Source organism: Paenibacillus sp. JJ1722 (assembly GCF_048282685.1).
Classification (GTDB): Bacteria; Bacillota; Bacilli; order Paenibacillales; family Paenibacillaceae; genus Paenibacillus; species Paenibacillus polymyxa_B.
In genome coordinates this window covers 5,936,404-5,961,375 of record NZ_CP182500.1, presented here as the reverse complement: position 1 = coordinate 5,961,375, position 24,972 = coordinate 5,936,404, and the positions used below count along the sequence as shown (strand labels likewise).

29 protein-coding genes are annotated in these 24,972 nt (G+C 43.8%); 15 read left to right on the top strand and 14 right to left on the bottom strand.

All coding sequences use genetic code 11. The features are described 5' to 3' along the window. Positions 1-73: 73 nt before the first annotated feature. A complete protein-coding gene (locus ACM1ND_RS26540; protein ID WP_418026891.1) occupies positions 74-1,078 on the bottom strand; it encodes a sensor histidine kinase in 1,005 nt (334 codons plus the stop codon). Continuing rightward, a complete protein-coding gene (locus tag ACM1ND_RS26535; protein WP_053326446.1) occupies positions 1,071-1,766 on the bottom strand; it encodes a response regulator transcription factor in 696 nt (231 codons plus the stop codon). Before ACM1ND_RS26535 ends, ACM1ND_RS26540 begins: the two co-directional genes overlap by 8 nt. Before the next feature lie 187 nt (positions 1,767-1,953). On the opposite strand from ACM1ND_RS26535, the gene ACM1ND_RS26530 reads away from it, so the two are divergent. Then, positions 1,954-2,583, top strand: a complete 630-nt coding sequence (locus tag ACM1ND_RS26530) for a YfbR-like 5'-deoxynucleotidase (protein ID WP_023991029.1) — start codon at positions 1,954-1,956, stop codon at positions 2,581-2,583. Positions 2,584-2,787: 204 nt separating this feature from the next. On the opposite strand, the gene ACM1ND_RS26525 is transcribed toward ACM1ND_RS26530, so the two are convergent. Continuing rightward, a complete protein-coding gene (locus ACM1ND_RS26525) occupies positions 2,788-3,972 on the bottom strand; it encodes an RCC1 domain-containing protein (protein WP_053326445.1) in 1,185 nt (394 codons plus the stop codon). A 116-nt stretch (positions 3,973-4,088) separates the two neighbouring features. Between ACM1ND_RS26525 and ACM1ND_RS26520 the strand changes: the two genes are divergently transcribed. After that, on the top strand, positions 4,089-4,580 hold the full coding sequence (locus ACM1ND_RS26520; protein WP_075154965.1) for a hypothetical protein: 492 nt from the start codon (positions 4,089-4,091) through the stop codon (positions 4,578-4,580). A gap of 53 nt (positions 4,581-4,633) precedes the next feature. On the opposite strand, the gene ACM1ND_RS26515 is transcribed toward ACM1ND_RS26520, so the two are convergent. Further along, positions 4,634-5,341, bottom strand: coding sequence for a phosphodiester glycosidase family protein (locus ACM1ND_RS26515; protein ID WP_023991026.1), 708 nt, complete (start codon positions 5,339-5,341; stop codon positions 4,634-4,636). A 240-nt stretch (positions 5,342-5,581) separates the two neighbouring features. Between ACM1ND_RS26515 and ACM1ND_RS26510 the strand changes: the two genes are divergently transcribed. After that, positions 5,582-6,568, top strand: a complete 987-nt coding sequence (locus tag ACM1ND_RS26510; RefSeq protein ID WP_023991025.1) for an aldo/keto reductase — start codon at positions 5,582-5,584, stop codon at positions 6,566-6,568. An 85-nt stretch (positions 6,569-6,653) separates the two neighbouring features. On the opposite strand, the gene ACM1ND_RS26505 is transcribed toward ACM1ND_RS26510, so the two are convergent. Together ACM1ND_RS26505 and ACM1ND_RS26500 are read right to left on the bottom strand one after the other, a co-directional pair. Further along, a complete protein-coding gene (locus ACM1ND_RS26505) occupies positions 6,654-7,277 on the bottom strand; it encodes an acetate uptake transporter (protein ID WP_023991024.1) in 624 nt (207 codons plus the stop codon). 118 nt (positions 7,278-7,395) lie between these two features. Beyond that, positions 7,396-8,595 carry a glycosyl hydrolase family 28-related protein gene (locus ACM1ND_RS26500; protein WP_053326441.1) on the bottom strand — a complete coding sequence of 400 codons (1,200 nt, stop codon included), beginning with the start codon at positions 8,593-8,595 and terminating at the stop codon, positions 7,396-7,398. 295 nt (positions 8,596-8,890) lie between these two features. Between ACM1ND_RS26500 and ACM1ND_RS26495 the strand changes: the two genes are divergently transcribed. From ACM1ND_RS26495 to ACM1ND_RS26460, 8 genes are all read left to right on the top strand, one after another. Next, on the top strand, positions 8,891-9,619 hold the full coding sequence (locus tag ACM1ND_RS26495) for a YheC/YheD family protein (RefSeq protein WP_053326440.1): 729 nt from the start codon (positions 8,891-8,893) through the stop codon (positions 9,617-9,619). A gap of 42 nt (positions 9,620-9,661) precedes the next feature. After that, complete coding sequence (gene aepX / locus ACM1ND_RS26490; protein ID WP_023991021.1) at positions 9,662-10,561, top strand: phosphoenolpyruvate mutase; 900 nt, start codon at positions 9,662-9,664, stop codon at positions 10,559-10,561. Continuing rightward, entirely contained in the window at positions 10,561-11,721 is a 1,161-nt protein-coding gene (aepY, locus tag ACM1ND_RS26485; protein ID WP_028540900.1) for a phosphonopyruvate decarboxylase, read from the top strand. The genes aepX and aepY overlap by 1 nt, the downstream gene beginning before the upstream one ends. Beyond that, positions 11,718-12,830, top strand: coding sequence for a 2-aminoethylphosphonate aminotransferase (locus tag ACM1ND_RS26480; RefSeq protein WP_418026890.1), 1,113 nt, complete (start codon positions 11,718-11,720; stop codon positions 12,828-12,830). Before aepY ends, ACM1ND_RS26480 begins: the two co-directional genes overlap by 4 nt. Positions 12,831-12,846: 16 nt before the next feature. Continuing rightward, positions 12,847-13,587 carry a YheC/YheD family protein gene (locus ACM1ND_RS26475; protein ID WP_053326436.1) on the top strand — a complete coding sequence of 247 codons (741 nt, stop codon included), beginning with the start codon at positions 12,847-12,849 and terminating at the stop codon, positions 13,585-13,587. 156 nt (positions 13,588-13,743) lie between these two features. Continuing rightward, on the top strand, positions 13,744-14,100 hold the full coding sequence (locus ACM1ND_RS26470; RefSeq protein ID WP_023991017.1) for a nucleotide excision repair endonuclease: 357 nt from the start codon (positions 13,744-13,746) through the stop codon (positions 14,098-14,100). A gap of 110 nt (positions 14,101-14,210) precedes the next feature. After that, a complete protein-coding gene (locus ACM1ND_RS26465) occupies positions 14,211-15,155 on the top strand; it encodes a helix-turn-helix transcriptional regulator (protein ID WP_028540897.1) in 945 nt (314 codons plus the stop codon). 67 nt (positions 15,156-15,222) lie between these two features. Then, positions 15,223-15,744, top strand: coding sequence for a DinB family protein (locus ACM1ND_RS26460; RefSeq protein ID WP_023991015.1), 522 nt, complete (start codon positions 15,223-15,225; stop codon positions 15,742-15,744). On the opposite strand, the gene ACM1ND_RS26455 is transcribed toward ACM1ND_RS26460, so the two are convergent. The 4 genes from ACM1ND_RS26455 to ACM1ND_RS26440 all read right to left on the bottom strand — a co-directional run bounded on the left by ACM1ND_RS26455 (position 15,677) and on the right by ACM1ND_RS26440 (position 18,278). Then, complete coding sequence (locus tag ACM1ND_RS26455) at positions 15,677-16,213, bottom strand: Crp/Fnr family transcriptional regulator (protein WP_023991014.1); 537 nt, start codon at positions 16,211-16,213, stop codon at positions 15,677-15,679. The genes ACM1ND_RS26460 and ACM1ND_RS26455 overlap by 68 nt on opposite strands. A 36-nt stretch (positions 16,214-16,249) precedes the next feature. Next, the gene (locus ACM1ND_RS26450; protein ID WP_023991013.1) at positions 16,250-16,990 is read right to left on the bottom strand and encodes an SDR family oxidoreductase; all 741 of its coding nucleotides are present in this window, start codon (positions 16,988-16,990) and stop codon (positions 16,250-16,252) included. A gap of 31 nt (positions 16,991-17,021) precedes the next feature. Further along, positions 17,022-17,600: a TetR/AcrR family transcriptional regulator gene (locus tag ACM1ND_RS26445; RefSeq protein ID WP_075154961.1), complete on the bottom strand. Its 579-nt coding sequence runs from the start codon at positions 17,598-17,600 to the stop codon at positions 17,022-17,024. Between the two features lie 132 nt (positions 17,601-17,732). Further along, a complete protein-coding gene (locus ACM1ND_RS26440; protein WP_023991011.1) occupies positions 17,733-18,278 on the bottom strand; it encodes a glutathione peroxidase in 546 nt (181 codons plus the stop codon). A gap of 281 nt (positions 18,279-18,559) precedes the next feature. Here ACM1ND_RS26440 and ACM1ND_RS26435 point away from each other — a divergent pair, with 281 nt between their 5' ends. Next, complete coding sequence (locus ACM1ND_RS26435; protein WP_023991010.1) at positions 18,560-19,288, top strand: YheC/YheD family protein; 729 nt, start codon at positions 18,560-18,562, stop codon at positions 19,286-19,288. A gap of 114 nt (positions 19,289-19,402) precedes the next feature. Here ACM1ND_RS26435 and ACM1ND_RS26430 read toward each other — a convergent pair whose 3' ends face one another. After that, complete coding sequence (locus ACM1ND_RS26430; RefSeq protein ID WP_023991009.1) at positions 19,403-20,113, bottom strand: SDR family oxidoreductase; 711 nt, start codon at positions 20,111-20,113, stop codon at positions 19,403-19,405. A gap of 32 nt (positions 20,114-20,145) precedes the next feature. Beyond that, entirely contained in the window at positions 20,146-20,697 is a 552-nt protein-coding gene (locus ACM1ND_RS26425; RefSeq protein ID WP_076295185.1) for an NAD(P)H-dependent oxidoreductase, read from the bottom strand. A 160-nt stretch (positions 20,698-20,857) separates the two neighbouring features. On the opposite strand from ACM1ND_RS26425, the gene ACM1ND_RS26420 reads away from it, so the two are divergent. Together ACM1ND_RS26420 and ACM1ND_RS26415 are read left to right on the top strand one after the other, a co-directional pair. Further along, positions 20,858-21,208, top strand: coding sequence for a winged helix-turn-helix transcriptional regulator (locus ACM1ND_RS26420; protein WP_013312645.1), 351 nt, complete (start codon positions 20,858-20,860; stop codon positions 21,206-21,208). A gap of 160 nt (positions 21,209-21,368) precedes the next feature. Further along, a complete protein-coding gene (locus tag ACM1ND_RS26415; protein WP_053326631.1) occupies positions 21,369-21,857 on the top strand; it encodes a hypothetical protein in 489 nt (162 codons plus the stop codon). A gap of 89 nt (positions 21,858-21,946) precedes the next feature. Here ACM1ND_RS26415 and ACM1ND_RS26410 read toward each other — a convergent pair whose 3' ends face one another. After that, on the bottom strand, positions 21,947-22,687 hold the full coding sequence (locus ACM1ND_RS26410) for an SDR family NAD(P)-dependent oxidoreductase (protein WP_068939178.1): 741 nt from the start codon (positions 22,685-22,687) through the stop codon (positions 21,947-21,949). A 157-nt stretch (positions 22,688-22,844) separates the two neighbouring features. On the opposite strand from ACM1ND_RS26410, the gene ACM1ND_RS26405 reads away from it, so the two are divergent. After that, positions 22,845-23,750, top strand: coding sequence for a LysR family transcriptional regulator (locus ACM1ND_RS26405; protein WP_053326430.1), 906 nt, complete (start codon positions 22,845-22,847; stop codon positions 23,748-23,750). A gap of 90 nt (positions 23,751-23,840) precedes the next feature. Here ACM1ND_RS26405 and ACM1ND_RS26400 read toward each other — a convergent pair whose 3' ends face one another. Further along, positions 23,841-24,710 carry an AraC family transcriptional regulator gene (locus ACM1ND_RS26400; RefSeq protein WP_053326429.1) on the bottom strand — a complete coding sequence of 290 codons (870 nt, stop codon included), beginning with the start codon at positions 24,708-24,710 and terminating at the stop codon, positions 23,841-23,843. Positions 24,711-24,972: the final 262 nt, after the last annotated feature.

Sequence of the window (24,972 nt, the reverse complement as noted above, 5' to 3'; positions counted from 1 at the left end):
CTTATTATAAAAATAGAGCCGATGTTTTTCCTTTGATTGGGCGAACAATACATAAAAGCATGTGACATCTCTGTCACATGCTCACCATGCTCACGAAATCATTTCGTTTGGGGAAAATTAAAGTGAAGGTTGTACCCACGTTCGGTTTGGAGTGCATATCTATATGTATGAGCAAGGACTGTGCTGCCTTTTTCGTTAAATATAACCCCATACCCGTTGAAGTATGATCAGAATGTTGGGTTGTGGAGGTAAAACCTTTCTCGAAAATACGGGGTATATCCTTCGGATCAATACCGCGCCCAAAGTCTTGGACCTCAAGCTGTATTCGATCCCTTTGTACATAGCTGTGAATGATAATATCACTGGCATCGCTATATTTGATGGCATTGGTTAAGAGCTGTCTGATGATAAAAGCCAGCCATTTGGCATCACTCAGCACTTCCATGTGCTCCAATTGGATGTCAAAACCGATCCCTTTTTGGATGCACCATGACTGTAGTGCTTTGATCTCTTTAAAAACAAGAGATTTTAAATCCACTTGCTCGACATACAGATCATTTTCAATAAAGGATATGCGTTTGTGATGGAGCTGTTGATCCAGCAGTAAGTGAATTCGTAGCCATTCATAGGTTAACTGAGCTTTTAGGGGCTTATCGTCCAACCGCTCAATCATCAAATGCATGGTGGTCAAAGGTGTTTTTACCTCATGAATCCAGGATAATAATTCATCTTTTTCATGTTCAAGTGTCAATTGATTTTGCGAGATGATCTGTTGTAACCGTACGGTCTGGTCAGTGATTTTTTGTTCAATGATTTGCTCAAACGGACTCTCCGGTTCGCCTATACCCGTTAGTTCAAGAGGGCTCTCCCATTCTTCTAGTGTGGTATAGAATTTGGTTTCCTTGGGATAGCGAATGATTAAAAAAACCAAGAAAATCATCATAGATAAGAAGACGATATAAAGAATCGGCATTAACGGAATTGCTGCATCCACATAAGCAATGAACAGGATCAGGAATTGCTGACACACAAACAGTAGAATCCAGCTCCGCCTCTCTATAAGATATTTTTTAATCATAGGCAGGTGCCTCTTCTGTAGCCATATAGCCTTGCCCGACTTTCGTTTCAATGAAACGGCCCAAATCCAGCTCGTCTAATTTTTTACGCAGGCGGTTCAAGTTGACGGTCAGGGTATTGTCGCTGACAAAACGTTCATCATCCCAGAGGCTTTTAATTAATTCCTCTCGTGCGACAATTTTATTTTTTTGTTCGATCAGCAGCTTCAAAATAAAAATCTCGTTCTTGGTTAATTCGATGGAGTCAGCCTCATTGGCTACTACATTTTTTTCATAATCGACCGTCGCTCCACGCCATGTTCTCAGAGAGACAGGTTCTGTATTGTAATTATATACGCGGCGGAGTGTCGCCTGTAATTTTGCAATGAGTACATCAAAATGAAACGGTTTTTGGATAAAATCATCCGCGCCAAGCTGCATCGACATCACCATATCCGTAGGATGATCCCGTGATGATAAGAAAAGAATGGGCACGTTAGAGTGGGATCGAATCATTCGACACCAATGAAACCCATCAAATTTCGGCAATTGAATATCTATCACGACCAGGTCAGGCTTTATCGTTGTGAATTCCTGAATGACTTTATTAAAATCCTGGATGCCATACACATCATAGTTCCATTGAGTTAACCGATCCTTCATTTCATGGAACAAAGTTTCATCATCTTCAATTAGTAGGATTTTGAACAACGATTTCACCACTTTAACCTTTTTTTAGGATTTTGCAACTCCCCTTTTATAAAGTGTATAGCAAAAATTGTATATGTGCTACATGTGTGGATTCAACTTGATACTGCGATAATCTGCTGTTAATAGTTGAGGTTTATAGTGGGGTTTATATTGACTATCTCATATATGTTAAAGGATGGATGCAATGATGGGGATTCACACGTATTTTCGGTCGCTAAATGAGCTGGAGAGAATCATCCGTTGTCCGGGTAAGTTTAAATTCGAGGAACACAGCGTATCGGCACATTCTTGGAAAGTAGTACAATACGCTAAAACGCTGGCTGATATTGAAGAGAGAAATGGTGTCAGTATTGACTGGAAAAAGCTATACGAGATTACGAGCAGTCACGATTACGGGGAAATTTTTATTGGAGACATCAAAACGCCTGTTAAGCATTCCTCTAAGGAACTACGATTATTAATCCAGCAGGTCGAAGAAGGTATGATTGAGTATTTTATTGAAGAGAATATTCCCGAGGATTTTAAAGCTATTTTTCGCAAACAGTTACGGGAAGGCAAAGATAATTCAGTAGAAGGTTTGATCCTTGAAGTTGCTGACAAGATGGATCAGGTGTACGAAGCATTTGCCGAACTACAGCGGGGAAATACTGAAAAAGAATTTATAGTCATGTACCGTAATGCACTTGTGAAAATCAAGAATATTCAATTACATTGTGTTGATTATTTTTTGGAAAATATCTTGCCCGATATGGTCAAGGAAGAAACGCCTTCATCCATTGATATCAAAAAGATTACGGAAGAAGCCTTAGCTCTGTAAATGAATTTCTCTACCGTCCAGAAGCTACTGAAGCGCTTCTGTTCATACATAATCATAGTTTTATTTGTAATAAAGTAGCTTCTATATGAAAATAAAGAGCAATAAGGGCAGTTGATTGAACTGCCCTTATTGCTTTTTTGGGGTTGGAAAAACGGAGGGCTAAGCGTATTCCTTAAACAATTTATTAAGGTATAAGAATATTAGTTATTCCGAAAAAGGATTTGGGAAATTCGTTTTCGTGGCAGCATATTGTTCCTTGGTGTTGCCGATTCCCAGTTCGCCGTTTTTGTTATATCCCCAGGACCAGACCGTCCCATCGGCTGTCAAAGCATGGGAGTGGGTTCCTGCTGCACTGAATGCTACTACATCGGTTAGTGGCGTGTTTGTGTCATCTACAACTTGGGATGGGACTTTAACAGAAAATACATCGGTCCCGTCACCTACCTGTCCCTCATTATTGGTTCCCCAGCCCCAAAGAGTTCCATCATTTTTAAGTGCAAAAGTTTGAGTTTTGCCTGCTTTCAGTCTACTTACATTGGAAACATTGATCAATACGGGTGATCTTCTAAAAGTAGAGGTTCCATCCCCAAGCTTTCCAGAAGTGTTACTCCCGGAAGCATATACTTCTCCGCTGTTCGTTAGTACATAAATGCGGTCAGCTCCGGCAGTAAAAGTTTTGATATCATCAATTCGATATTGAACAGGGGTAAGCTGGTCTTCTTTGTCATCCTGCCCCATTGCGCCATCATAACCACGTCCCCATACCCATAGCTGATTATCTTTGTCTAAGGCTGCACCAAAGCTATCGCCAGCGTCAATGGCTACAATATTCTCCAAACCTTGTACCTGCACAGGCTTAACGGAAAAGGCGGAAGCTCCTTTTGTGCCAATGCCCAGTTGGCCAAAGTTGTTTTCTCCGTAGGCCCACACGGTTCCGTCATTTTTGAGCGCAAGTGTGAATTGACCGCCTGCCCTCACTTCCTTCACATCATTAATATATTTGTTTTTAACAGGCTCATTTACAAAACCCTTTTTAATCCCTGTTCCTAGCTCCCCGTAACCTGCAAAGCCCCAAGACCAGATGGTTCCGTCTTTTTTGAGCAAGGTCGAATGCAGAGCACCGGCATCAATCATAGCGATATCAGATACATGGGCCTGCACCGGACTTGTTTTATTATTCCCTCCGCCAGCGCCCACGCCGAGCTTGCCATTACCGTTACTTCCCGTTGCATAAAATGAAGATCCATCTTCCATGGCCAGGAAAGCGTTAGTGGTCCCTGCCGAGAGCAAATGGTCGTAATTTACAGTAGAATCAGCGCTTGCCGTAATAGAGCTTCCTACTAAAAGTGTTGATGCAGCGAGAGCTACCAAACTGAGTTTTTTTAACATATAATTGCACACCTTTCAAAATGTAATGGATAAATACAGATTAAAGAAACCAAATTGTTCCTGTCCGCGTCTTAATAGTGAACATATTCTTTAAACCAGATTAGGGAGGATCACTTATGAAAAATAGAGTTTCTGCCCTTGTCCTTGTCTTGCTTGCGGCAGCATTACTGCCTGCATGTTCTACAACAGAATCGGCTACGCCGGTTAACGAATCTAATGGAGCGGTGGCTCAATCTATTTTTGACTTAGACCGTCTGGAAAGCACAACGGTATACACAGGGCGTGCCAAAATCGAAAGTATTGAAAGAATTGAAAAAGAAGTAGAACAACCCTTAGCAGCCCCTACCATGAACTATTTGATCCGATTTGAACAGCCTGTTCAATTTGCTAAAGAACTACCCCAAAGTGATGATCCAACGGAAAAACCTATCCAAGCGGTCTATATATCTGTCCCAGATACACATATTTATAAGCAGATGGATGGTCAGCGGAGGCAATTAATCAATCCAGCACAATTACAAGCGGGGCAACCGATTGAAGTTTCTTATCTGTACCCTGTAACACCTGTTTTCCTGGCATTGGAAATCGTTGTGCTGGATGATTTATAGAGGAGGCCGGTAAGGCCTCCTTACTCCTATACAAGCACGTTATATCATAAGGCTTAGGTGATATTAATGAGTTTTACCATGTTGTAGATATAACGTGTTTGCTCATACTTAACCATAGTGCCTGCAGAGTTCTTAACTTGAATACCGGACGAGCCTCCACCATCAAGAAGAATGGCTTCAAAGCAATCCTGTTTAATAAAATAATTGCGAAGTTGTTTCAGTGTCGCATTTTCATGAACAACCAGGTAGACCTGCCAAACATTATTTACGACCTTGAAGCCCAGGCCAGTTCGCCCGGTGGAATCGGTGTATCGCAACGTTCCGTTCAAATCAAATTTTTCAATATCTTTTAAATCCTCAAGCCATGCTTCTTCCTCTTTCTTCAGCGACAGGCTACCGCCGCTAATAATAGACTTATACGTAATCGAAGTCCCCATTTGTTTTTTGAGATCCGTCACACTTGAAGCACGGGTAATCCCTATTTTCGTTTTGTTGCTCTCCGTGTATACAAATGCTGTACCACGGCTATTCCCTTTGGCATTCGCCTTAGTATCATGGGTATTATTAGGTGTGACCGCGATAGACAAACACTCGGTCGGCGCCTTTGTTGTGCTGATTGGGTTAAAGAAGCCCCCATTAATCCCGTAATCGGTTTGCTGTGTGATCCGGCTTCGAATATTTTTATTTTGAATATTCGAAGCTGGCGTGATGATAACATGGAAACCATCGGACGTTTTGGTGTAAGAGTAGTTTGCTGGCATGTTAAACCTCCAATTGGATTATTTTGAAACCGAATCTCGCGCGATAATTCGTTTCTCATATATATAGGAAATTTACAGCTGCCTCTTACAACCCGGAAATCAAATTTTTCTAAAAAATTTTGAAATAGCATATACAAGACAATGCTTGACTTCAAGTTAACTTTAAGTAGTAACATACGGAATGTGACGTAGTGATTAGGAAATGCGATGACTATTCTGATAATTTAGGAGTGATAAAAATTGAAAAAGAAACAACTGGGTAACAGCGACCTTCAAGTATCTGCACTGGGTCTGGGCTGCATGGGAATGTCCGAATATTACGGTGAGTTGAATGATCAGGAGTCGATCAAAACGCTTCATCGTGCGCTGGAGCTAGGGATAAACTTCTGGGATACTGCCGATGTCTACGGTGTGGGGAAAAATGAAAAACTGATTAGCCAAGTCCTGCGGAGCCACCGTGACGAAGTCGTATTGGCCACTAAATTTTCCATTATGCGCGGGGAAGATGGCGCATTTATGGGTGTAAGTGGCCGTCCTGAATATGTAAAAGAGGCATGTGACCGCAGCCTGCAAAGACTGGGTGTAGATGTGATTGATTTGTACTACCAGCACCGTGTCGATCCGAATGTACCTATCGAGGAAACGGTTGGCGCGATGAGTGACTTGGTTCAGGCGGGAAAAGTCCGCTATTTGGGGCTGTCCGAAGCTTCTCCTGGGCTCATTCGACGCGCTCACAAGGTACATCCGATTACAGCGCTGCAAACGGAATACTCCTTATGGAGCCGGGAAGCGGAAGATGAAGTTATACCGACGTGTAAGGAGTTGGGTATCGAATTTGTGGCCTACAGTCCACTTGGACGCGGATTTTTGAGCGGGCAAATTCAGAAGTTTGATGATTTTGCAGAAGATGATTTCCGTCGCTCGGTGCCACGTTTCCAACCTGAGAATTTCCAGAAAAATCTGGACCTCGTGCAGCATGTTAAGGACCTTGCTGCCCAAAAAGGGGTCAAACCTTCTCAACTGGCGTTGGCATGGCTGCTTGCGCAGGAGGGAATTGTACCGATTCCAGGAACCAAGCGGGTTACGTATTTAGAGGAAAATGCAGGTTCCATCGATGTTGTTTTATCCACACAGGAAATGGAAGCTATTAACGCAATCATTCCAAAAGGAATGGCAGCAGGCCTTCGTTATCCGGCAGAGCGGATGCCGAATTGGCAAGCTGAATAATTAAGATAGCATATTAATCCCAAAACAAAAGCCGTCCTTTACGCGGATCGGCGCGAAAGGCGGCTTTGTGGGTTTACATATACAGTTAAGGACGTGGCTTGAAAATGCCGAAAGGACGTCCGACGGGCAGGAATGTACGGTCAAAATGAGCATTCAGAACGGCAGCTCCTGTACCGTACAGTGAGAGTAGACCAATGCCCATTTCAGCATAAGCGGCAATGGTATGGAATATCTCTGGTGCAACGCCGAATGCATCGAAGCTAAGACCGAGGAACAGAAAATCAATCAACACAAAAATAAAAAATAGAACCTTATGCGTCTCCATCGCTCCAATGGTCATAAAGAGCGTAAAGATGAGATAGCCCGCAAAGGCAAAGCCGAGCTGCTTGCCGTCTACAGCAGACGCCAGCTCAGGGCCGAATACGCCCATTTTAATCATCCAGCTACTAGCTACGGCTAACCAGAAGAAGGCGTAAGCACCAAATGCCGTCATGCCGAAGGTATTGTTATGTTTTGCATCCTGAATGGAGGCAAACAGCTGCGCAAAAGCACCGAGAAATATAGCCCAAGGGATGATGAAGCTTAAGCCTTCGGTGAGACCAAGCTTTTGGGATGAAGCCACAAGCGTTACGATAGCCAAGCCAAACAGGCCGATCGCACTCGGATCGGCCGTTATGATTTTTACGTTAGAATGAGATTCGTTTTGCATGAAAAAATAGAAGCCTCCAATAATGTTCAAGTACGCGTCAATCTGCCGATGCCAGAATCACACTGACATATTGTAACGGAAACCGACGTACTCGCATAGTAGGTAATTCATAAAATTTCTACCGATTGCGGTTGCCTGTATTGACGTTATTACGCCCGCCTTCAATACTGACTGATTTACCTCTAGTATCTGTGATGTTGTCCTTAATTTCATTGGAGTTGGAATCGGTGACCCGTATTCCTATATTGGAGAACCCGGAGTATGTGGTCATCTCGTTACCAATAACTTTGTTGTTGTTTGCGTCAGCAAGGCGAATGACTGCCTCTGGAGTAAGTGAGGAATTGGTTTGAATAAATTCGTTGTCGGTAAACGTATTGCCATCCGATTGGACCAAAAGACCTTGCAGGGATGCATTTTTTACAGTATTTCCGTATACATTGTTACCTGTTGCTCCAGTCAGGACAAAGATCCCGCGCGGGTAATTTTCAATCACATTATTGTTTACAGTATTGTTGGCGCCATTATTAGGGATGCGAATGCCTGCGTATCCATCAGATTGATGGGTCTTGTTAATAATTTGGTTCCCAGTGACTGTCGTGTAGGTTGCGCGTGATAAATTGATTCCACTGCCGCCGCCCGAATTGGTAATCTGGTTATTCGTAATTTTGACGTTGCGGAACTCGCCTGCCGGAAAGCTCTCGTGTCCAGTGGCAATAGCATGTCCATTATTTCGGTCAAAGCGGCTGTTGGTAATCTCTGAATCTCTCGTTCTGCGAAGAAGGGCTCCGATCGTTGTATCGCAAATTTCCACGTGATCCAGCGTGAAGTGAGAGACGGCCATTTCCATAATAATACCGCCTACCTGACTTTCGCCACGGGCTTCACGGTTGGCACGGTCTGCATCAATGGTGAGATTAGATAACTTCACGTCTAGTCGGTCAGAATTGTTTCGTAGAATCGGATCGCCAACGACGTATTGGCTTTTAGACCCTGTCTTTTTGAAAATCGTTTTTCCCATTCCGTCACCGTTCAGGCTAACCCCGGCATATAAACGAATAGATTCGTCAACCAAGTATGTTCCTTTTGGAAAATAGACGGTTCCCTCCATTCCTCGGTCGTAGAAATACTTTAATGCATTCTGAATTTCCTTTGACTGTGAGGAATTCGAGTTGGCTTTAACGCCAAAATCCTTGGCATTAATTACATTGTCCGCAGCTCGGGCTACATGAATGTCTCCTGTAGAATTTTGAATAACGAACGCAATGATGGCTACGAGTAAGAAGCTAAACCTGACCTTCCGATTAAAGATATTTGACATGATATATATTCCTCCTAACAAAATAGTTGAATTAATTACATAATTACCCTTTATATTTTCGGTCAAAATGGGTTTTATTTCAAGTACAGTGTGTGACAGCCTATTTTCTGTGGTCCGAACCCCGAGTCTGTCCGAAAGGGTGTCTCCAAGGGGGGCGTATTTATAACAGCTGGGACATGCCTTTTTGTGACATAAATCTTGGTTTCTAGCAGAGGTAGCGGCCCACGCAGAAGGGGATCTGGATGCATATGCATACTGTATGCGCAAAAACCCAAAAAGATAAGAGGGATGACTAGTGCCTATTGGAAAAATGAAAAAGCATAAAGAAATGTTGCAACATCCCGTTTTGCGTTCGCATTTACCTGAAACCCACTGGTTTACGGATTCAAGGACCTCGCGGATGCTGAATACTTATTCATCGGTCTTCATAAAACCCAATCACGGGAGTGGTGGCAGCGGGATCATCCGGGTCAAGAGATTGAAAAAAGGATATGAGGTTCGTAGCGGTTCAAGTCGAAAGTTTGTTGGATCTCGTTTTGTCTTAAAAGCAATTAAGTCATACCGGAAATCCAGACATCGGTATTTGGTACAGAAAGGACTTCGGTTGGCTAAGTACCACGGGTCGATTTTTGACACCAGGATATATTTACAGAAGCCAAGGGGGAAATGGGTTATTTCCGGGGTGGCTGCCCGTGTCGCGGCACCTCATAAGTATGTTACCAATTATCTTAAAGGAGGGCATGCAGTATCCTTGCATCGAGTGCTATTCAGCCTTTTTAAGCACAACCGCGCGAAAGCAGATGCCTATTTTCGTAGAATCTCCAAACTATCCGTCATTATTGCCAAAAAGATCAATGAACGGCATCCGGTTCGCGAATTGGGGGTTGATATTGCCATAGATAAAAAAGGTCATATTTGGATTATCGAGGCCAATTCACACCCAGGACATATGCTATTTACTCAATTTCCCGATCCTACTATGATCAACACCATCATGAGAAACAAGAGTCTTATTCGAAAGTAGATTCCATGCACGTTATTTTTAGGGGAGAAGGAGAAAGTTTCAATGAAAAAAACAAAGCAACTTAGAGACTTGGTCAATTCACAAAAACCAGAGTTTATCATGGAGGCTCATAATGGTCTGTCAGCCAAAATTGTGGAGGAGGCAGGATTTAAAGGAATTTGGGCCAGCGGGTTATCCATCTCTGCAGCGATGGGAGTAAGGGACAACAATGAGGCCTCCTGGACGCAGGTTTTGGATGTTTTGGAATTCATGAGTGACGCTACCTCTATCCCGATTTTGTTGGACGGAGATACGGGGTACGGCAACTTCAACAATGCAAGGCGCTTGGTGAAGAAACTGGAGCAGCGCCATATTGCGGGGGTATGTATCGAAGATAAGCGGTTCCCCAAAACGAATTCTTTCATTAACGGTCAAGAGCAGACTTTGGCTGATATCGAAGAGTTTTCCGGGAAAATTAAAGCGATGAAAGATACGCAGACGGACACGGATTTTACGGTGGTGGCCAGAGTAGAGGCATTTATTACCGGGAGTGGGCTTAAAGTGGCGCTGCAGCGGGCGGAGGCATATCGAAAGGCAGGAGCCGATGCCGTATTTATACACAGCAAAAGATCGGATGCCGCAGAGATTGAAGCGTTCATGAAAGAATGGGCTGGAAGATTGCCAGTAGTGATCGTGCCTACCAAATACTATACGACTCCAACCATCAGGTTTCAGGAGATGGGGATTAGCCTTGTGATTTGGGCAAACCATAATTTGAGAGCATCCATTCAAGCCATGAAACAATTATCTGGCCGAATTTATCGGGATGAAAGCCTTGTTCATGTCGAAAAGGAAGTCGCAACCCTCGAAGAAGTATTCCGGCTTCAAGGGGTCGAAGAGCTGCAAGCTGCGGAAAAGAAATATCTTCCATCGTCAGAACCGGATTCGGGTGAGCGCGTATAATGGACACGAAATTGTTAGGAGAAGAGCTGAAAAAATTAGGATTTACCTTTTTCAGCGGTGTTCCATGCTCCTTCTTGAAAAGCTTGATCAATTATGCCATAAACGAATGCGATTATGTTGCAGCGGCTAACGAAGGGGATGCGGTCGCCATTGCATCCGGAGCTTATATAGGGGGGAAGAAATCGGTAGTCCTTATGCAAAATTCGGGGCTGACCAACGCTGTTTCGCCATTGACCTCCCTTACTTACCCTTTTCGTATTCCTCTGCTTGGATTTGTCAGTCTGCGCGGAGAACCGGGGATACCTGACGAGCCTCAGCATGAACTGATGGGCCAGATTACAACGCAAATGCTGGATTTGATGGATGTGGAATGGCAGTATCTCTCCAAGGATTTAGAGGAGGTAAAAAATCAATTGATCCAGGCTAATGAGCAAATTGCCCGGAATCGCCCGTTCTTTTTTGTCGTTAAAAAAGGCACGTTCGACAAAGAGCCATTGAAAAAACAGCAAACCTCCATCCATTTAAATCAGATCCGGCAGCATGGTCGTGCGAATCATCAAATGCCTACGCGCTATGATGCATTATGTGCGATTAACTCCATGAAAGACAGCCATACCGTCCAGCTCGCAACAACTGGTAAAACTGGGCGCGAACTATATGAAATTGAAGATGCAGATAACAACCTGTACATGGTAGGTTCTATGGGGTGCATCGGTTCTTTTGGACTGGGGTTAGCTCTGAGCCAACCAAGCAAAAATATTGTCGTGATTGACGGAGACGGATCTCTGCTGATGCGTATGGGGAGCCTGGCAACCAACGGGTACTACCATACGGCCAATATGATTCATATCATGCTAGATAATAATGCCCATGAATCAACAGGCGGGCAAAGTACGGTATCGCATAATATTGATTTTATAGATATTGCTGCTTCCTGTGGGTATACAAAGTCGATTCTTGTTCACAGTCTCGAGGAACTAAAAGTCTTTTTACAAGAATGGAAAATGAATAGAGAACTTACGTTTTTGTGCCTGAAAATATCCAAGGATTCCAAGGATCAGCTTGCTCGTCCGCATATGAAGCCTCACGAAGTAAAAGAACGTCTGCAGCGTTTTATTCATAACGATCCTTTGAAGGGCAAGGAAGTGGGCGGTTCATGAGTTCTGTCGTCAAGAAAAACATTTTGCTTACCCCTGGGCCGGCAACGACTACAGAAAGTGTGAAATGTTCACAGGTCGTTCCGGATATTTGTCCTCGTGAAGCCGAGTTTGGCCAAATCATGGAGTACATTTCTACAGAACTGACCCGGTTGGTTGCTGACCCGGATGATTATGCGACCGTATTGTTTGGCGGATCAGGTACTGCAGCGGTGGAATCCATCATCAGTTCGGTCCCGAATCACGATGCAGTAATCATTGTCAGCAATGGGGCCTATGGAAAACGGATGTGCGAGATAGCGAAGGTTTATGGGGTAGATTATCTTGAATTCAAAAGTCCCCCCGATGATGCGATTGATTTGGCTGAATTAGAAAGGTGTATCCAATCTTCCGAACGCACTGTCTCCCATCTGGCCGTCGTACATCATGAGACGACAACTGGCCTGCTTAACAAGGTGAAGGATATCGGAGAATTGTGCAAAAGATATCAAATCGACATGATCGTGGATGCCATGAGCTCATTTGCGGCCGTTCCAATTCAATTGAAGGAAATGAACATTGCCTACCTGGCGGCAAGCTCCAACAAAAACTTACAGGGAATGGCCGGGGTTTCGTTTGTGATCGCCGAAAAAAGCAAATTGGAGAATTTGAAAGGCCAGAAACCAAGAAGCTATTATTTGAATTTGTATGCTCAATATAACTACTTTGTGGAACATGGGCAGATGCGGTTTACTCCCCCAGTCCAAACCTTATATGCGCTTAGACAAGCGATTGAGGAATTAAAGCAAGAAGGGGTGGATAAAAGGTACGAAAGGTACGCGACATCCTGGAAAACCTTAATTAACGGGTTAGCCCGGTTAGGCCTAACCTATATCATTCCCGAAGAGCATCATTCCAAGATCATTACTTCCATTCTTGAACCTCATTGTGCAGGTTATGATTTTCAATCTATGCATGATTATTTTTATAGCAAAGGCATGATGATTTATCCCGGCAAGCTAGAGAAGCTAAATACGTTCCGGATTGCCAATATAGGTGATATTACGTATAAGGAAATGGAGTTATTTTTGGAATTGCTTGAAGGCTATCTCAGTAGCATAAAATGCGGATGAGAAAGGTGGAGTTCCCATGGCATCAGGAGCAAAAGATAAGTGGTACAAATATTTGTTATTGAGAAGGTATGCGTCTCTGAGGTCTTATGTCCCCGAGACGAGGCTCCTGGATAGGCATAATTTCTCGAAACTTCTCTCCAAGTACGTGCATGTTATTGTGAAACCGGTGTGGGGGAGTCGTGGACGGGGGATCTTCCAGGTCTCCTGGTTAGGAAACCATAAGTACATCGTACATTACGAGAATAAAAGAGTTTTAGTAAGGGGTAGAACCAATACGTATCATTATATTAGAAGAAAAATCGGGAACGCCAGTTATATGGTTCAACGCAGAATTACCCGTCCGACCATCAACAAACGCCCTTTTGATATGAGAGTCATCATTCAACGGAGAACCGGCTCACCTGTATGGGTAGTCACAGGGAAGGTTATCAAAGTTGCAGGCAAAGGTTATATTGTTTCCAACAATACACGGAGTAAGGGAACTTTACTCAGTTTTAAATCCGGCATAAAACAATCTTCTGTTCGGCACCTGTCTGCCAGTGCCCTAGAGTCCCGTATTAATCGTGTTTCCATCCGTTCCGCGAAGAGATTAAGTAATTTTTTTCCGGGACATCGTATGTATGGACTGGACATTGGAATAGACCGGAAAGGACGTATCGGGATTATTGAGGCTAATCTTTATCCGGCAAGGTCCCATTTCCGTAAGTTGAAGGATAAAACGATGTATTACCGCATTACGGATTACAAAAATGGATAACATAAATGAAAAGGTGGCTCTGTATTCATCAGAGTCATCTTTTTCTCATACAGTTTCTAAGTTGGGAGTTTTAGTCATGGGACAAGGATTATTAAATGGTGTTACCACGGGATTTGTGATAATATTTACACCTATATAGAATGAGGAAGTGACATAGTGATTAATATAACAATTCCAACTCCGGATATCACAATTACCAAACAGGTTAACCCTGAGCTCAGCCATATTTACGGATTTACCGACTTTCACCTGATCCCTAGAGATAAGGCTGGTATCTTTATGTTCTACAACACACAGGAGGAATTGCTGTTCGTTGGTAAAGCAAGAAAGCTGAGACAAAGAATCAAAAAGCATTTTGAAGATACCGTATCGCCGATCAAGGACAAGCGGAACGAAGTAGCGATTATTGAGGTTTGTATTGTGGAAGATGCTGTAGAGCGAGAAATCTATGAAACCTACATCATCAATTCACAAAAGGCTAAATATAACGTCGAAAAAGTGTTTTTTAAATAATGAAGTAACTTCCGTATGAAAAAAAAGAGCAATAAGTCGCAGTGACTGTACTGCCCTTATTGCTTTTTTGTATTTCTGCATTTTAGATCCTTCCAGAGAGGGGCCGTGGTATGAACAAAACAGATCGTTTGCTAGCGATCTTGCTAGAGTTGCAGCGTAAGGATATTTTACGAGCCGAGGATTTGGCAGCCATATTCGAAACGAGTGTGAGGACCATCTATCGGGATATTCAGGCTCTAAGTGAATCGGGTGTACCGATTGTAGGAGCACCGGGCATTGGATATTCCTTGATGGAGGGGTACTTCCTGCCCCCCCTGAGCTTTACCGCAGAAGAGGCTGTGGCGTTGCTAATCGGAACGGATTTTGTCGAACAAAAATTTGATACAGACTACGGTATCAAGGCGCAAACCTCCCGCAGGAAGATTGAAGCCATATTACCGGAGAGCGTTCGCAGGGAAGTTTCCCGGGTGCGTACGACCATCAGACTGCTCGCGGTGGGTGAAGGGGTAAACCATAGCGAGAAAACCTGTTTGGAAACGTTGCGTCTCGCAGTATTGGAAAAACGGAAAGTACAGTTTGGCTACTCCAAGAGAATGCCAGAGGCTGACGGGAATCGTCAAAGTGTGCGTGTGGTCGCTCCTTATGGTCTTGTACTGCTCCGTGGTTCTTGGATGTTAATTGGGCAATGCGAATTGCGACAGCAGCTTCGCCATTTCCGTCTGTCACGTATGGACAAGCTTATCGTGCTGGAGGACAGGTTTCAGTTGCCTGTCGATTTTCATTTGCAGGATTACAAGCAAACCGATGACCGTCATGTAACTGTTCGCATATTAGCACGTTCAGATATCGCAGATAAGGTGAAGGAAGCGAACAACTTTTATATGGAGGCCATAGAGGAGCGTGCAGATGGACTGCATGTACTCTTCCGCGTCAGACAGCCAGAGGAACTACTGCAATGGATACTTGGATGGGGCGCGGATATGGTTGTGCTGGAGCCTGAGTCGCTCAGGGAGCGGATACGTGTGGAAGTGGAAAAAATGTTGAAATGCTACTGACATAATGCTGTCAGTAGCATTTTTGTATAGTAAAGCTACTTTGATAGAGAGGGGCAATTATTAATATATGAATACAACTGAAACATTGCAGCGTTTCGAAGAAACGGCACAACACTATCTTCTTGAATTGGACAGCTTTAGCTTGGAGGAACTGCAATACACACCTCAGGAGGGTCAATGGTCGCTTGGACAAATGTATCTTCATTTGGTGAACTCTGCACTGTATATGCATCTTAAGAACATTGATCTTTGTCTACAGCCTAATGGGGAGACAGGAGTTAAAACGGAGGCAGGCACAGCCATTTTTAATCTGGGGAGCTTTCCGCCAATGCGTATCCAAGTTCCACCATCCCCTCAGTACACTCCCCAACAACCCACTAGCAAAGAAGAAATTGTGGAGGGATTAAACGTCGTGATCCGCAAGATGAGAGAGATTGAGCCGACCGTTGGGAAATCAACAACGCTGTTCACCGTCTCTCATCCCAGTTTTGGTGCGTTGAATGCTGGAGAGTGGTTTGAGCTCATTGAGATGCATTATCGTCATCATCTTTTGCAGAAGGAGCGCTTGAAGCACGCAATAGCCGATTAATCGTCTCCCGACGCAGCCCAATAAACTGGCCGATTTCCTCCTGCGTCAGCACGTCCGTTAACGTGGCGGGTGCGATGTAGGAGTGGAACCAGCGTTGGAGCTTCCGAAGCTTCTCGGCAGGTGACACCTCGGTGAGCTGGTCAATTCGTTGCTGCATCATGCGTAACTTGTCCTGTAGCTGCAAAGCGATAGCCCGACATTGAGCCGGATCTTGCTCCAGCGCCTGATACCATTCTTTTTGCGACAGAACCTCGACCTCAGAGGTTACCAACGCCACCGCTGTACCATAATAAGGATTGGGGCTGATCAGGGAGTGGTGCGGGATGATTTCATCGGGCACAATCACATTAACTAAAATTTGCGAGCCGTCTTCATGGACTCGGACAATTTTTAACAAGCCGCTCTTTAAGTGATATAAAGGGCCGGATTCTCCTTGTCGAAATAAGGTCTCGCCTTTGTTTAATATCATGAACGTAAACAGCCTCCATTCCATGTATTCCAGCTTTTAGATGAACCCGCCATTGACGCGGATCGTTTGCCCGGTAACCCACTGTGATTTGGCGCTGACCAGGAACTCAATCACATCAGCGATATCTTCCGGTTCGCCGAGCCGACCCATAGCATTCATTTTTTTCATGCCTTCGATTTGCTGCTCGGTTTTTCCTGCTTGGAAAAGCTCGGTGTTCACAGGACCGGGAGCCACAGCGTTGATCGTAATTTGCTTGCTTCCGAACTCTTTGGCTAGCTGACGGGTAAATTGCTCCACTGCGCCCTTGGTACCTGCATATACGCTATAGGCCGGGAACATTTGTCCGATCACGGATGTAGACAGGTTCACGATTCTTCCGTAGTTCTCCATATATTTCATGGCTTGCTGACATGCAAAGAAAGTGCCTTTTACATTGAGTGCGAATTGTTTGTCAAAATCAGCTTCGGTCACCTCAGCCAGAGGTTGGGTGATCATCAGCCCAGCGTTGTTAACCAGAATATCCACTTTACCGAATTCAGCAATCGTATTTGTAAATAATGCTTCAATATCACTCATTTTGCCCAGATCAGCGTGAAGTGCAATGGCTTTGCCGCCTTTTTGAAGAATGCTCTTCACGACTTCTTGGGCTTTGTCCGGACTGCTGGCATAATTGATGACTACATTAGCGCCCAGATCAGCCAGTTGCTCGGCAATGGCACGTCCAATCCCTCTGGAGGACCCGGTGATAATTGCTGTTTTTCCGTCCAAATGCTTCATATGTGTTTTGTCCTTCTTTCCTTTATCTATTTTAAGTGATTCCTTTTTCTAAAAGCATCCACACATCCGAAAACTCCTGATTAATCACGGGACTCTTCCATTCGTAAGCATGAGCGGGATGATGAAAACGGGCTGTGGCATAGAAAAGGGTACGCGCCAGTTGGGCTGGCTGATCCGATGTGATGTCCCCGCGTGCAATGATATCAGCGAGCTGATCCACAATGTGGGCGATATGCAGGTCGATTAAATCAGCGGCTTGCTCGGTGACCCTCGTATACATCTCAAACATTTCCTCGTCGTCGCGGGCATAATACTGCTTAAGTTCGACTAAGGTCTGTATATATCGTTTTAAATGTGGCGTTCCCAGTATAGATGAATTCTGACAGACCTCCGTTAACGGGCCAATAATCTTTTCATTCAGCCATTTTTCGGTCACGCCTTCAAGAAGCTCGGCCTTACTTTTAAAGTGTCGGTAAATGGTGCCATGACTTACTCCCAGTACTTTGGCAACATCGGTCACGGAGGTTTTGGCTACACCAAAACGTCTAAGGGTGTCTTCTGTAGCGATGAGAATCTGTTCCTTGGTTAGCACATCTGAGGATTTTTCCATAGGGACACGGTCAAGTGCCGTGTGAGTCACCTCCTTGAAGTCAGGATAACACAAAGAGTATCAAATGACAAATATTCATTTTTGTCATTTGATACTCTTTTTTTAAAGAATCCAAAGAAGTGAACGGAAAAATTACAATAGCGATTCGATGACAGGATCAATGGCACAGGGCTCGGTTGTTACTTCAAATCTTCCTTTTACATGGCCATCGCGATCGACCAAGAATTTAGAAAAGTTCCACTTGATACCGTCGCCAGCGTATATTTCTGGATACTTATCCCGCAGGAAATCCTCCATCCATTGACCGTCTTTGGTCTGGGTATCGAAGCCTTGAAACGGTGCCTGTTGGGTCAGATATTGAAATAAAGGATGAGGAGATGAGCCTCTTACATCCGTCTTCTCAAATAGCGGGAAGGTTACTCCATGGTTCATTTGACAGATTCCCTGAACCTCCGAATGGCTACCCGGCTCTTTTTCATTGAATTGGTTACAAGGAAACGCAAGGATTTCAAAACCTTGTTCCCTCCGTCTTTCGTAGAGCCTCTGCAGATCAGCGAATTGACTGGAGAAGCTACACTTGCTGGCTGTGTTTACAATGAGGAGAACCTTTCCTCTGTAATCTGAGAATTCAATCGGCTTCCCGTTAATTGAGGTTGCCTGAAAATCATAAATAGACATATTAACGTTCCTCCTCACGTTATTTTTTAATACATCATATATCCAGAATTATTATTGGTCTAATATATTATTGGAATCAACTTTATAGGTATTTGCAATAACTTCGTCATGCAAAGAACACTTTGTTCATTTCTCTCTTGAAATCAAAGAAGACTCGCCTTAAAGAAAGTAGGAGATTTGCCTCTTTCATAGCAAACTGTGGCATTCGCCGTTACCAAGATAGAATATAGATGCATATTCATGTAATGTGTGCAAAAACCCAACAGAATCGAGGGATATTCGTGCCCATTGGAAAGATGATTCAATACAAGGAAATGCGACAACATCCCATTTTACGTTCTCACTTGCCCGAAACCCGCTGGATCAGTAATGCAAGGACTTTACGGATGCTGGATACCTATCGCACAGTCTTCATCAAGCCTAATTATGGGAGTGGAGGAACTGGCATCATACGTGCGAAAAAGCTGGGGAGGAAATATGAGATTCGTTGTGGCTCCAGTCGCAGAGTCGTTAGATCCCACGCCGTAAGAAGAGCAGTTAGAACCTATCGGAGACCTCATCGCCGTTATTTGGTACAGCAAGGACTTAAGTTAGCCAAGTACAAAGGTTCCATTTTTGATGCCAGAGTGTATATGCAGAAGCCGGAATCGGAATGGGTCATTTCAGGAATAACCGGCCGTGTCGCTGCACCTCGAAAAGTCGTTACCAACTATCGGAAGGGAGGACATGCGGCGCCGTTGTCCAAAGTGCTTTTAAGGGTCTTTAAAAATGACAGAACAAAAATGAAAGAGATTCTGGACCAGATCACCGAGCTTTCTAGAATCATTGCCGACACGATAGATACAAATCATCCGGTTCGCGAGCTGGGCATCGATCTTGCTATTGAAAAGAGCGGTCAAATCTGGATTATCGAGGCCAATCCGCATCCCGGACATATGTTGTTCAGGCAGCTCCCCAATCACAAGATGATTCGCAACATTTTGAGAAACAAACGTCGTATTCATCACTAGGATAAAGTTTGTGAAATCATTCATTGATAAGAAAAGAGGAGAACGCCCAAGCAAAGATGCGGGAGCGTTCTTCGTTTTTTTTGTTAAATGACTGACGGATTTAAGACGAAGCTTTTATGTTAAAATGTGTCCGCCATCCACATGAAGGACTGTTCCGGTCACAAACTGATTTTGAATCAAATAAATTACACCTCGTGCAACATCCTCGGCAAGTCCAACTCGCTTCACAGGAAGCTTATGCGCGATCGTATCATAGAATTGATTGCGCGTATTTTCAGGCATTTTGCTGCGTGAAGGTGTATCAATAATGCCGGGTGAGACGACATTCACGCGGATGGGAGCAAGCTCTAACGCCAAGGTTTGACCAAGATTCGAAACCGCTGCATTCACAGCACCGAGCGCAGAGGAGCCAATCATCGGCTTGTATGCCACCACTCCTGAAAATAAGGTAATGGAACCCTCGGTTGAAAGTTGGGAAGCTCCGTATTTAGCTGCATAATACTGGCCCCAAAATTTGTTTTCGAATAGCTTGCGGGCTTGATCCGTCTCCAACTGAAGGAATGACCCACCTGAGGTTTCTGCCGCGCTAACGATAAGATGATCATAGGGGCCGACTTTTCCGAAGAAGGATTTTACCTGCTGCTCATCTGACGTGTCCAGCACATGTATTGCAGCACGAGGGCCCAGCATTTCTTTGGCCTTGTGCAATTTATCCTCCGAGCGGCTGGCGATTACCACTTCCGCTCCAAGCGAAATGACTTGCTTAGCTGTTTCTAAACCAATACCTGAGCTTCCACCAATAATGACAATCTTTTGGTTTTGCAAATGGATTCCCTCCTAGTGTTCCTCTGGATTTGTTAATCATGTAATACGGCTTGTAGATGTATATCAAGATCAGTAATAAATTTAGGTATATTTGGATTTTTAATAACATCGTAGCACGCAAAGCTTTTCAAAGGCTCCATGCCGAGAAATGTATGTGCAGAATGCAAATGCCTGAGTGCGGCTTCTAGACTAGCGCCATTAAAAAATTGATTTGGATCATTAAAAGCTTTTTCTGGAGCGTTCCAAGTCGTGGAGAACATATATTTCTTGTCGGTTAATAAACCTCCGCTACCATATTCATGAGCACCCGTGAAGAATACACCGTAAGCATAGACTTCATCCATATAAGTCTTTAATAATCCAGGAACGCTGAACCAATAGATAGGGGTTTGGTAAATGACTACATCCGCCCATAAAAATTTTTCTTGTTCTTCGCTGAGGGTATAGCCATTTTGAACAGACGTTGTTTTGATTTTGTTCTCTTCACTTAAGAGACGCACCATATTGTCCATCAATGTTCGGTTCAATTTCCCTTCAGACGAATCATATTTTTGATGACCGTTAATGATTAGTATATTTTTCATCTCTTCACCTCCTCGTATTAGAGAAAACATGACTTGCTACACCGATATTGTATATGTAGTAAGTTTATTTAGGGAAGTAGTGATATTTAATTCATATAGTTTCCTAAATGGAACTATTGTGATACCATTGGGTTTAACAGATATTTTTGGAGGAGTTCCTATGCACGCCCAAGAACCTATTGAATTGACCAAAGGAATACCAGGTAAGCCGTGTCCTATTGCCCAAACACTTGATTTGATCGGAACGAAATGGACTTTTTTAATCATCCGCGACCTTCTTATCGAAGGAACACTGAGATTCAGCCAACTTCAAAAATCCATGAAGGGGATTAGCCCCAAAACGCTTTCCCTACGCCTGAAGGAACTTGAAGATAACGGCCTGTTAGAAAGAAAGGTATATGCCGAGGTTCCCCCGCGTGTTGAATATTCGTTAACGGAAAAAGGGAAGCGACTGGAAGGTGTTTTTATTGAGCTGAAGAGATTTGGCTTAGATTTAAAAGCAGATCATTGAGGGACATGACGCAGTATTCCAAGGTATCGTTGAGATGAACGATGCCTATTTCTTATATACAAAAAAGGAAGCGTTTACTATAAAGTTCACAGAAAGTTCACTTATGTGGAGGTTTTGACTATTTATATAATTACCAAGGTACACAGAAGGGATGATGGAATTGCCAACAACGAAGAAAGAAGATTTTTATTTTGGTTTAATGATGTGCTTGGGGATGGTCGTATTCATGACATTTTATAATCTATATACAAATGACTTGATTGGCACAATATCTCTAAAAGTAATGTTTCTGCAATTTATTTTATGTTTTATCATTGCTTTCGTATTGGAATTATTTATTGTCGGCCCACTAGCAAAGAAAATAGCCTTCTCATTACCATACGACAAATCTAAAAAGGTATTTGTGATTCTGTCCCTCTCATGCTGTATGGTCATTGGAATGGTTCTCTGTATGTCACTTTATGGATTGGGGACAGCTTACTTTTTTAATGGTCTTTCGGGAGACTCATTATTTAAAAATTACTTGTCTTTAGTTTGCAAGAATTTTATTTTTGCTTTCCCTCTGCAGCTCTTAATTGTAGGGCCGCTTGTTCGGTACTTATTTGTTAAATTCGTGAAAGGTACACGAATTGCGGTATCTCTAAGCTAAAAAACGTAGTCAACGACGGTATACGATAGCTCAAAAGCCGCCTTCTGTCTGAGAAGGCGGCTTGTTTTTACGCAGAAATCCCAGTATTTTTACAGCGTTTGTCCGCTGTCCACCGTAATAGTCTGGCCTGTCATGGCTTCCTGTTCCAAAGCAGAGCAGATCATGCTAGCAATATCCTCGGGCGTGGAAATGTGCTGTAGGAGCAAATGAGGAAACAGTTGCTTCATTTGTTCTTCCCTGCCTGCCCACCATCTTGTCGCTACGGCTCCCGGCACGATGCAATTGACGCGAATATCCGGTGCCAGTGCTCGTGCTAAAGATTTGGTCAGCCCGTGGACGGCCGCTTTGGATACCGCATAGGGAAGAGAGGAACCTAGCCCTGTTTGCCCTGCTATACTTCCCAGATTGACGATAGCTCCTTGTTTACTACGCTTCATAAAAGGAGCTACGGCTCTGGCGCAGTAAAACATGCCTTTTACATTTACATCAAATAGATCATCCCATACCTCTTCCGTGGCTGCCTCCAGATCATCCATAGGAATGTGATGTGTAATGCTAGCGTTATTCACGAGTATATCAATCGTACCAAATTGCTGGACAATCTGATCAACCATAGTTCGAACTTCCTGATCTCGGGAAACATCTGCCTGTAATGCGATAGCACGTCCGCCTTTTTCAAGGATCATACGTACAGTTTCCTCAGCATCGTTTTTAGAGCGGGAATAGTTTACGACTACCGTAGCTTTTCGATCTGCCAAGGCCATACATACGGCTCTCCCAATTCCTGTACCTCCACCTGTAACCAGTGCTACTTTTTGATGTAAATCCATATATATTCGCTCCTTCCCATCCAGTTCATTTTGCGTCTGAAAAATAATATGATCTGATATGTATCATTGTAGAAGATGTATTGTGTTCTGTATAATTGAATTAACTGAATTTACAATTCAATAAAATTGAATTAATTGTGCATATAGGAGTTTGAGAATGGACATTAAAACACTCAAAACATTTCAAATGATTGTGAATTACGGGAGTTTTATTCGTGCAGCGGAAGAGTTGAATTATGCACAATCTACCGTGACGATGCAAATACAGAAGCTGGAGTCCGATATGGGAATTCAACTGATCGAACGGGGCAAGAAAATAAAGTTAACTGAAGCGGGCAGGATGTTTTACGAGCAAAGTCTACATATTGTAAAGGATATGGAGCAATTGCAGGAAAATATGGACAATCTGCAAAGAGGAACCGCAGGCGACCTTCGTATAGGAGTGACCGAACCGACTGCCAGTTACCGACTACCAGAAATTTTAAAACGATTCTTAACCCATTATCCGAACATTCGAGTTTCTGTTGAGTTTGGGAATACCCCTACTCTAAGCGAGCGTGTTCTCAAGGGGGATATTGATTTAGCGCTGTGTTCCGCACCGGATTTGGGCACAGAGCTATATTTTGAACCTTTATTTAGGGAGAAATTTGTAGTTTTAATGCCTGAAAATCACCCGCTTGCGGAAAAAGAAAACATTGGGCCGGAGGATTTACAGGGGCAGCGGTTGCTTATTACGTCGGCCACCTGTCCATATCGTCGCAAACTTGAAATGGTCATGAAGGAATATGGAATAACCATATTAAACACGATGGAAATTGGCAGCATGACGGCTCTGAAATTTTATGTGGAAAGCGATTTAGGTATTGCACTTGTGCCACAAATTCTGGTCAGTTCTGTCCCGACAGAAACAGCGGTGAGGGAGTTAAGCGGCAGCCTGATCGATATGACCTTCGGCCTTCTTTGCAAAGCAACAGACTATCCGCTAAAGCCGGCAGGTTCAAGGCTATACTCTGTGTTGAAGCAGGAGCTTGGGGAGTTGCCTGGGAGCATTAAGCTAGAGTAGCGAGTATGCAGGGAGTTGTGTTTTCTGCCACCTTATGATGTAAATGCAGTACGGTATAAAACCGACTGCAATAGGCAGTCGGTTCGTTGTTTACTTTTTCTTAATCGGAATCCAAACTTCACTTCGGTAGTCTTCAGCATGTGAATCGCCCATAGTATACACTTCCAGTTCCGGGCCGCCTGAATGCTCATAATTACTGGCAGGGAACCATTCCTGAAAAATTCTTTGCCATACCTTTTGGATCGAGTGAGGCATAGGGCCGATGGATGTAAATACTGCCCAGGTTGAAGCCGGAATGGTTCTGGCTTCTAATCCGCTGGAAGCGGCTACGTCCTCGCTGCCTTCTGCGGCAATCAGGTACGTGAATTTCTCTTCCCCATGCTTGAAATCCAAACAAATACCGAGGATATCGTCGCCTGTTCCCAAGGCATGAATCTGATCCGATGTACCATCCGCATTCAGTTCGTTCCAGAATTTTGGGATTTCTCGAAGATTATCGCCGTTCTTAGTGGTGACTTGAATGGACTTGCCAATGACCGTAAAGGCCGCCTTCTCTATAATTTTGTAATCCATTTCCTGATCTCCCTTCAACGATAAATGGAAGGTGATGCGTGGAAAGGCTTTCAGGTTTACCCCAGGGCTTCTGGCCTCAGAGGGCGAAATACCGTGTACCCTTCGGAACGCTTTAGAAAAAGATTCGGGGGAATCATATCCGTATTTGAACGCTACATCCAGCACCTTGGCGGAAGAAAGACTCAATTCCTGAGCAGCCAAGGTCAATCGACGTTTGCGCACATATTCTGCAACCGTAACGCCGGTTAGCATATGAAACATACGCTGAAAATGGAAAGGAGACGAGTAGGCTGCCTTTGCAATTTCATCGATATCGAGTGGCTGCTGCATTCTCTCTTCCATCAGATCCAGTGCGTTCTTGATCCGAAGCAACCATTCCAACCGCATCACCTTCCTTAGTTGTAATCATATCATTAGGAGTATCTGTAATCCTGTCTTTGCGTGCTCTTGTTGAACAGGTTCTGTCGCCTAGTTTAATGTGGCTTGTACTTTGTTTCAAGATATAATTTCGCGCTAAAATTTTGGAGAAACCATGTGCCTGCCCCCTTGTGTTCATAATTAAAATTTGGGACAATGGAAGAGGCGTTTAAATAGCGCAGATTACTTAAACATGCTATGATGCAATGATGGTTGAGACGAATGGTGCGTG

Excerpts from the sequence above, each read along its gene's own strand:
- ACM1ND_RS26405 (WP_053326430.1), top strand. The coding sequence starts at position 22,845 with ATGGACATTAAAACACTCAAAACATTTCAAATGATTGTGAATTACGGG.
- ACM1ND_RS26445 (WP_075154961.1), bottom strand. The coding sequence starts at position 17,600 with ATGGAAAAATCCTCAGATGTGCTAACCAAGGAACAGATTCTCATCGCT.
- ACM1ND_RS26505 (WP_023991024.1), bottom strand. The coding sequence starts at position 7,277 with ATGCAAAACGAATCTCATTCTAACGTAAAAATCATAACGGCCGATCCG.
- aepY (WP_028540900.1), top strand. The coding sequence starts at position 10,561 with ATGGACACGAAATTGTTAGGAGAAGAGCTGAAAAAATTAGGATTTACC.
- ACM1ND_RS26540 (WP_418026891.1), bottom strand. The coding sequence starts at position 1,078 with ATGATTAAAAAATATCTTATAGAGAGGCGGAGCTGGATTCTACTGTTT.
- ACM1ND_RS26465 (WP_028540897.1), top strand. The coding sequence starts at position 14,211 with ATGAACAAAACAGATCGTTTGCTAGCGATCTTGCTAGAGTTGCAGCGT.
- ACM1ND_RS26450 (WP_023991013.1), bottom strand. The coding sequence starts at position 16,990 with ATGAAGCATTTGGACGGAAAAACAGCAATTATCACCGGGTCCTCCAGA.
- ACM1ND_RS26425 (WP_076295185.1), bottom strand. The coding sequence starts at position 20,697 with ATGAAAAATATACTAATCATTAACGGTCATCAAAAATATGATTCGTCT.
- ACM1ND_RS26400 (WP_053326429.1), bottom strand. The coding sequence starts at position 24,710 with ATGCGGTTGGAATGGTTGCTTCGGATCAAGAACGCACTGGATCTGATG.
- ACM1ND_RS26520 (WP_075154965.1), top strand. The coding sequence starts at position 4,089 with ATGAAAAATAGAGTTTCTGCCCTTGTCCTTGTCTTGCTTGCGGCAGCA.
- aepX (WP_023991021.1), top strand. The coding sequence starts at position 9,662 with ATGAAAAAAACAAAGCAACTTAGAGACTTGGTCAATTCACAAAAACCA.
- ACM1ND_RS26530 (WP_023991029.1), top strand. The coding sequence starts at position 1,954 with ATGGGGATTCACACGTATTTTCGGTCGCTAAATGAGCTGGAGAGAATC.
- ACM1ND_RS26525 (WP_053326445.1), bottom strand. The coding sequence starts at position 3,972 with ATGTTAAAAAAACTCAGTTTGGTAGCTCTCGCTGCATCAACACTTTTA.
- ACM1ND_RS26410 (WP_068939178.1), bottom strand. The coding sequence starts at position 22,687 with ATGGATTTACATCAAAAAGTAGCACTGGTTACAGGTGGAGGTACAGGA.
- ACM1ND_RS26460 (WP_023991015.1), top strand. The coding sequence starts at position 15,223 with ATGAATACAACTGAAACATTGCAGCGTTTCGAAGAAACGGCACAACAC.
- ACM1ND_RS26475 (WP_053326436.1), top strand. The coding sequence starts at position 12,847 with ATGGCATCAGGAGCAAAAGATAAGTGGTACAAATATTTGTTATTGAGA.
- ACM1ND_RS26480 (WP_418026890.1), top strand. The coding sequence starts at position 11,718 with ATGAGTTCTGTCGTCAAGAAAAACATTTTGCTTACCCCTGGGCCGGCA.
- ACM1ND_RS26455 (WP_023991014.1), bottom strand. The coding sequence starts at position 16,213 with ATGATATTAAACAAAGGCGAGACCTTATTTCGACAAGGAGAATCCGGC.
- ACM1ND_RS26500 (WP_053326441.1), bottom strand. The coding sequence starts at position 8,595 with ATGTCAAATATCTTTAATCGGAAGGTCAGGTTTAGCTTCTTACTCGTA.
- ACM1ND_RS26515 (WP_023991026.1), bottom strand. The coding sequence starts at position 5,341 with ATGCCAGCAAACTACTCTTACACCAAAACGTCCGATGGTTTCCATGTT.
- ACM1ND_RS26420 (WP_013312645.1), top strand. The coding sequence starts at position 20,858 with ATGCACGCCCAAGAACCTATTGAATTGACCAAAGGAATACCAGGTAAG.
- ACM1ND_RS26440 (WP_023991011.1), bottom strand. The coding sequence starts at position 18,278 with ATGTCTATTTATGATTTTCAGGCAACCTCAATTAACGGGAAGCCGATT.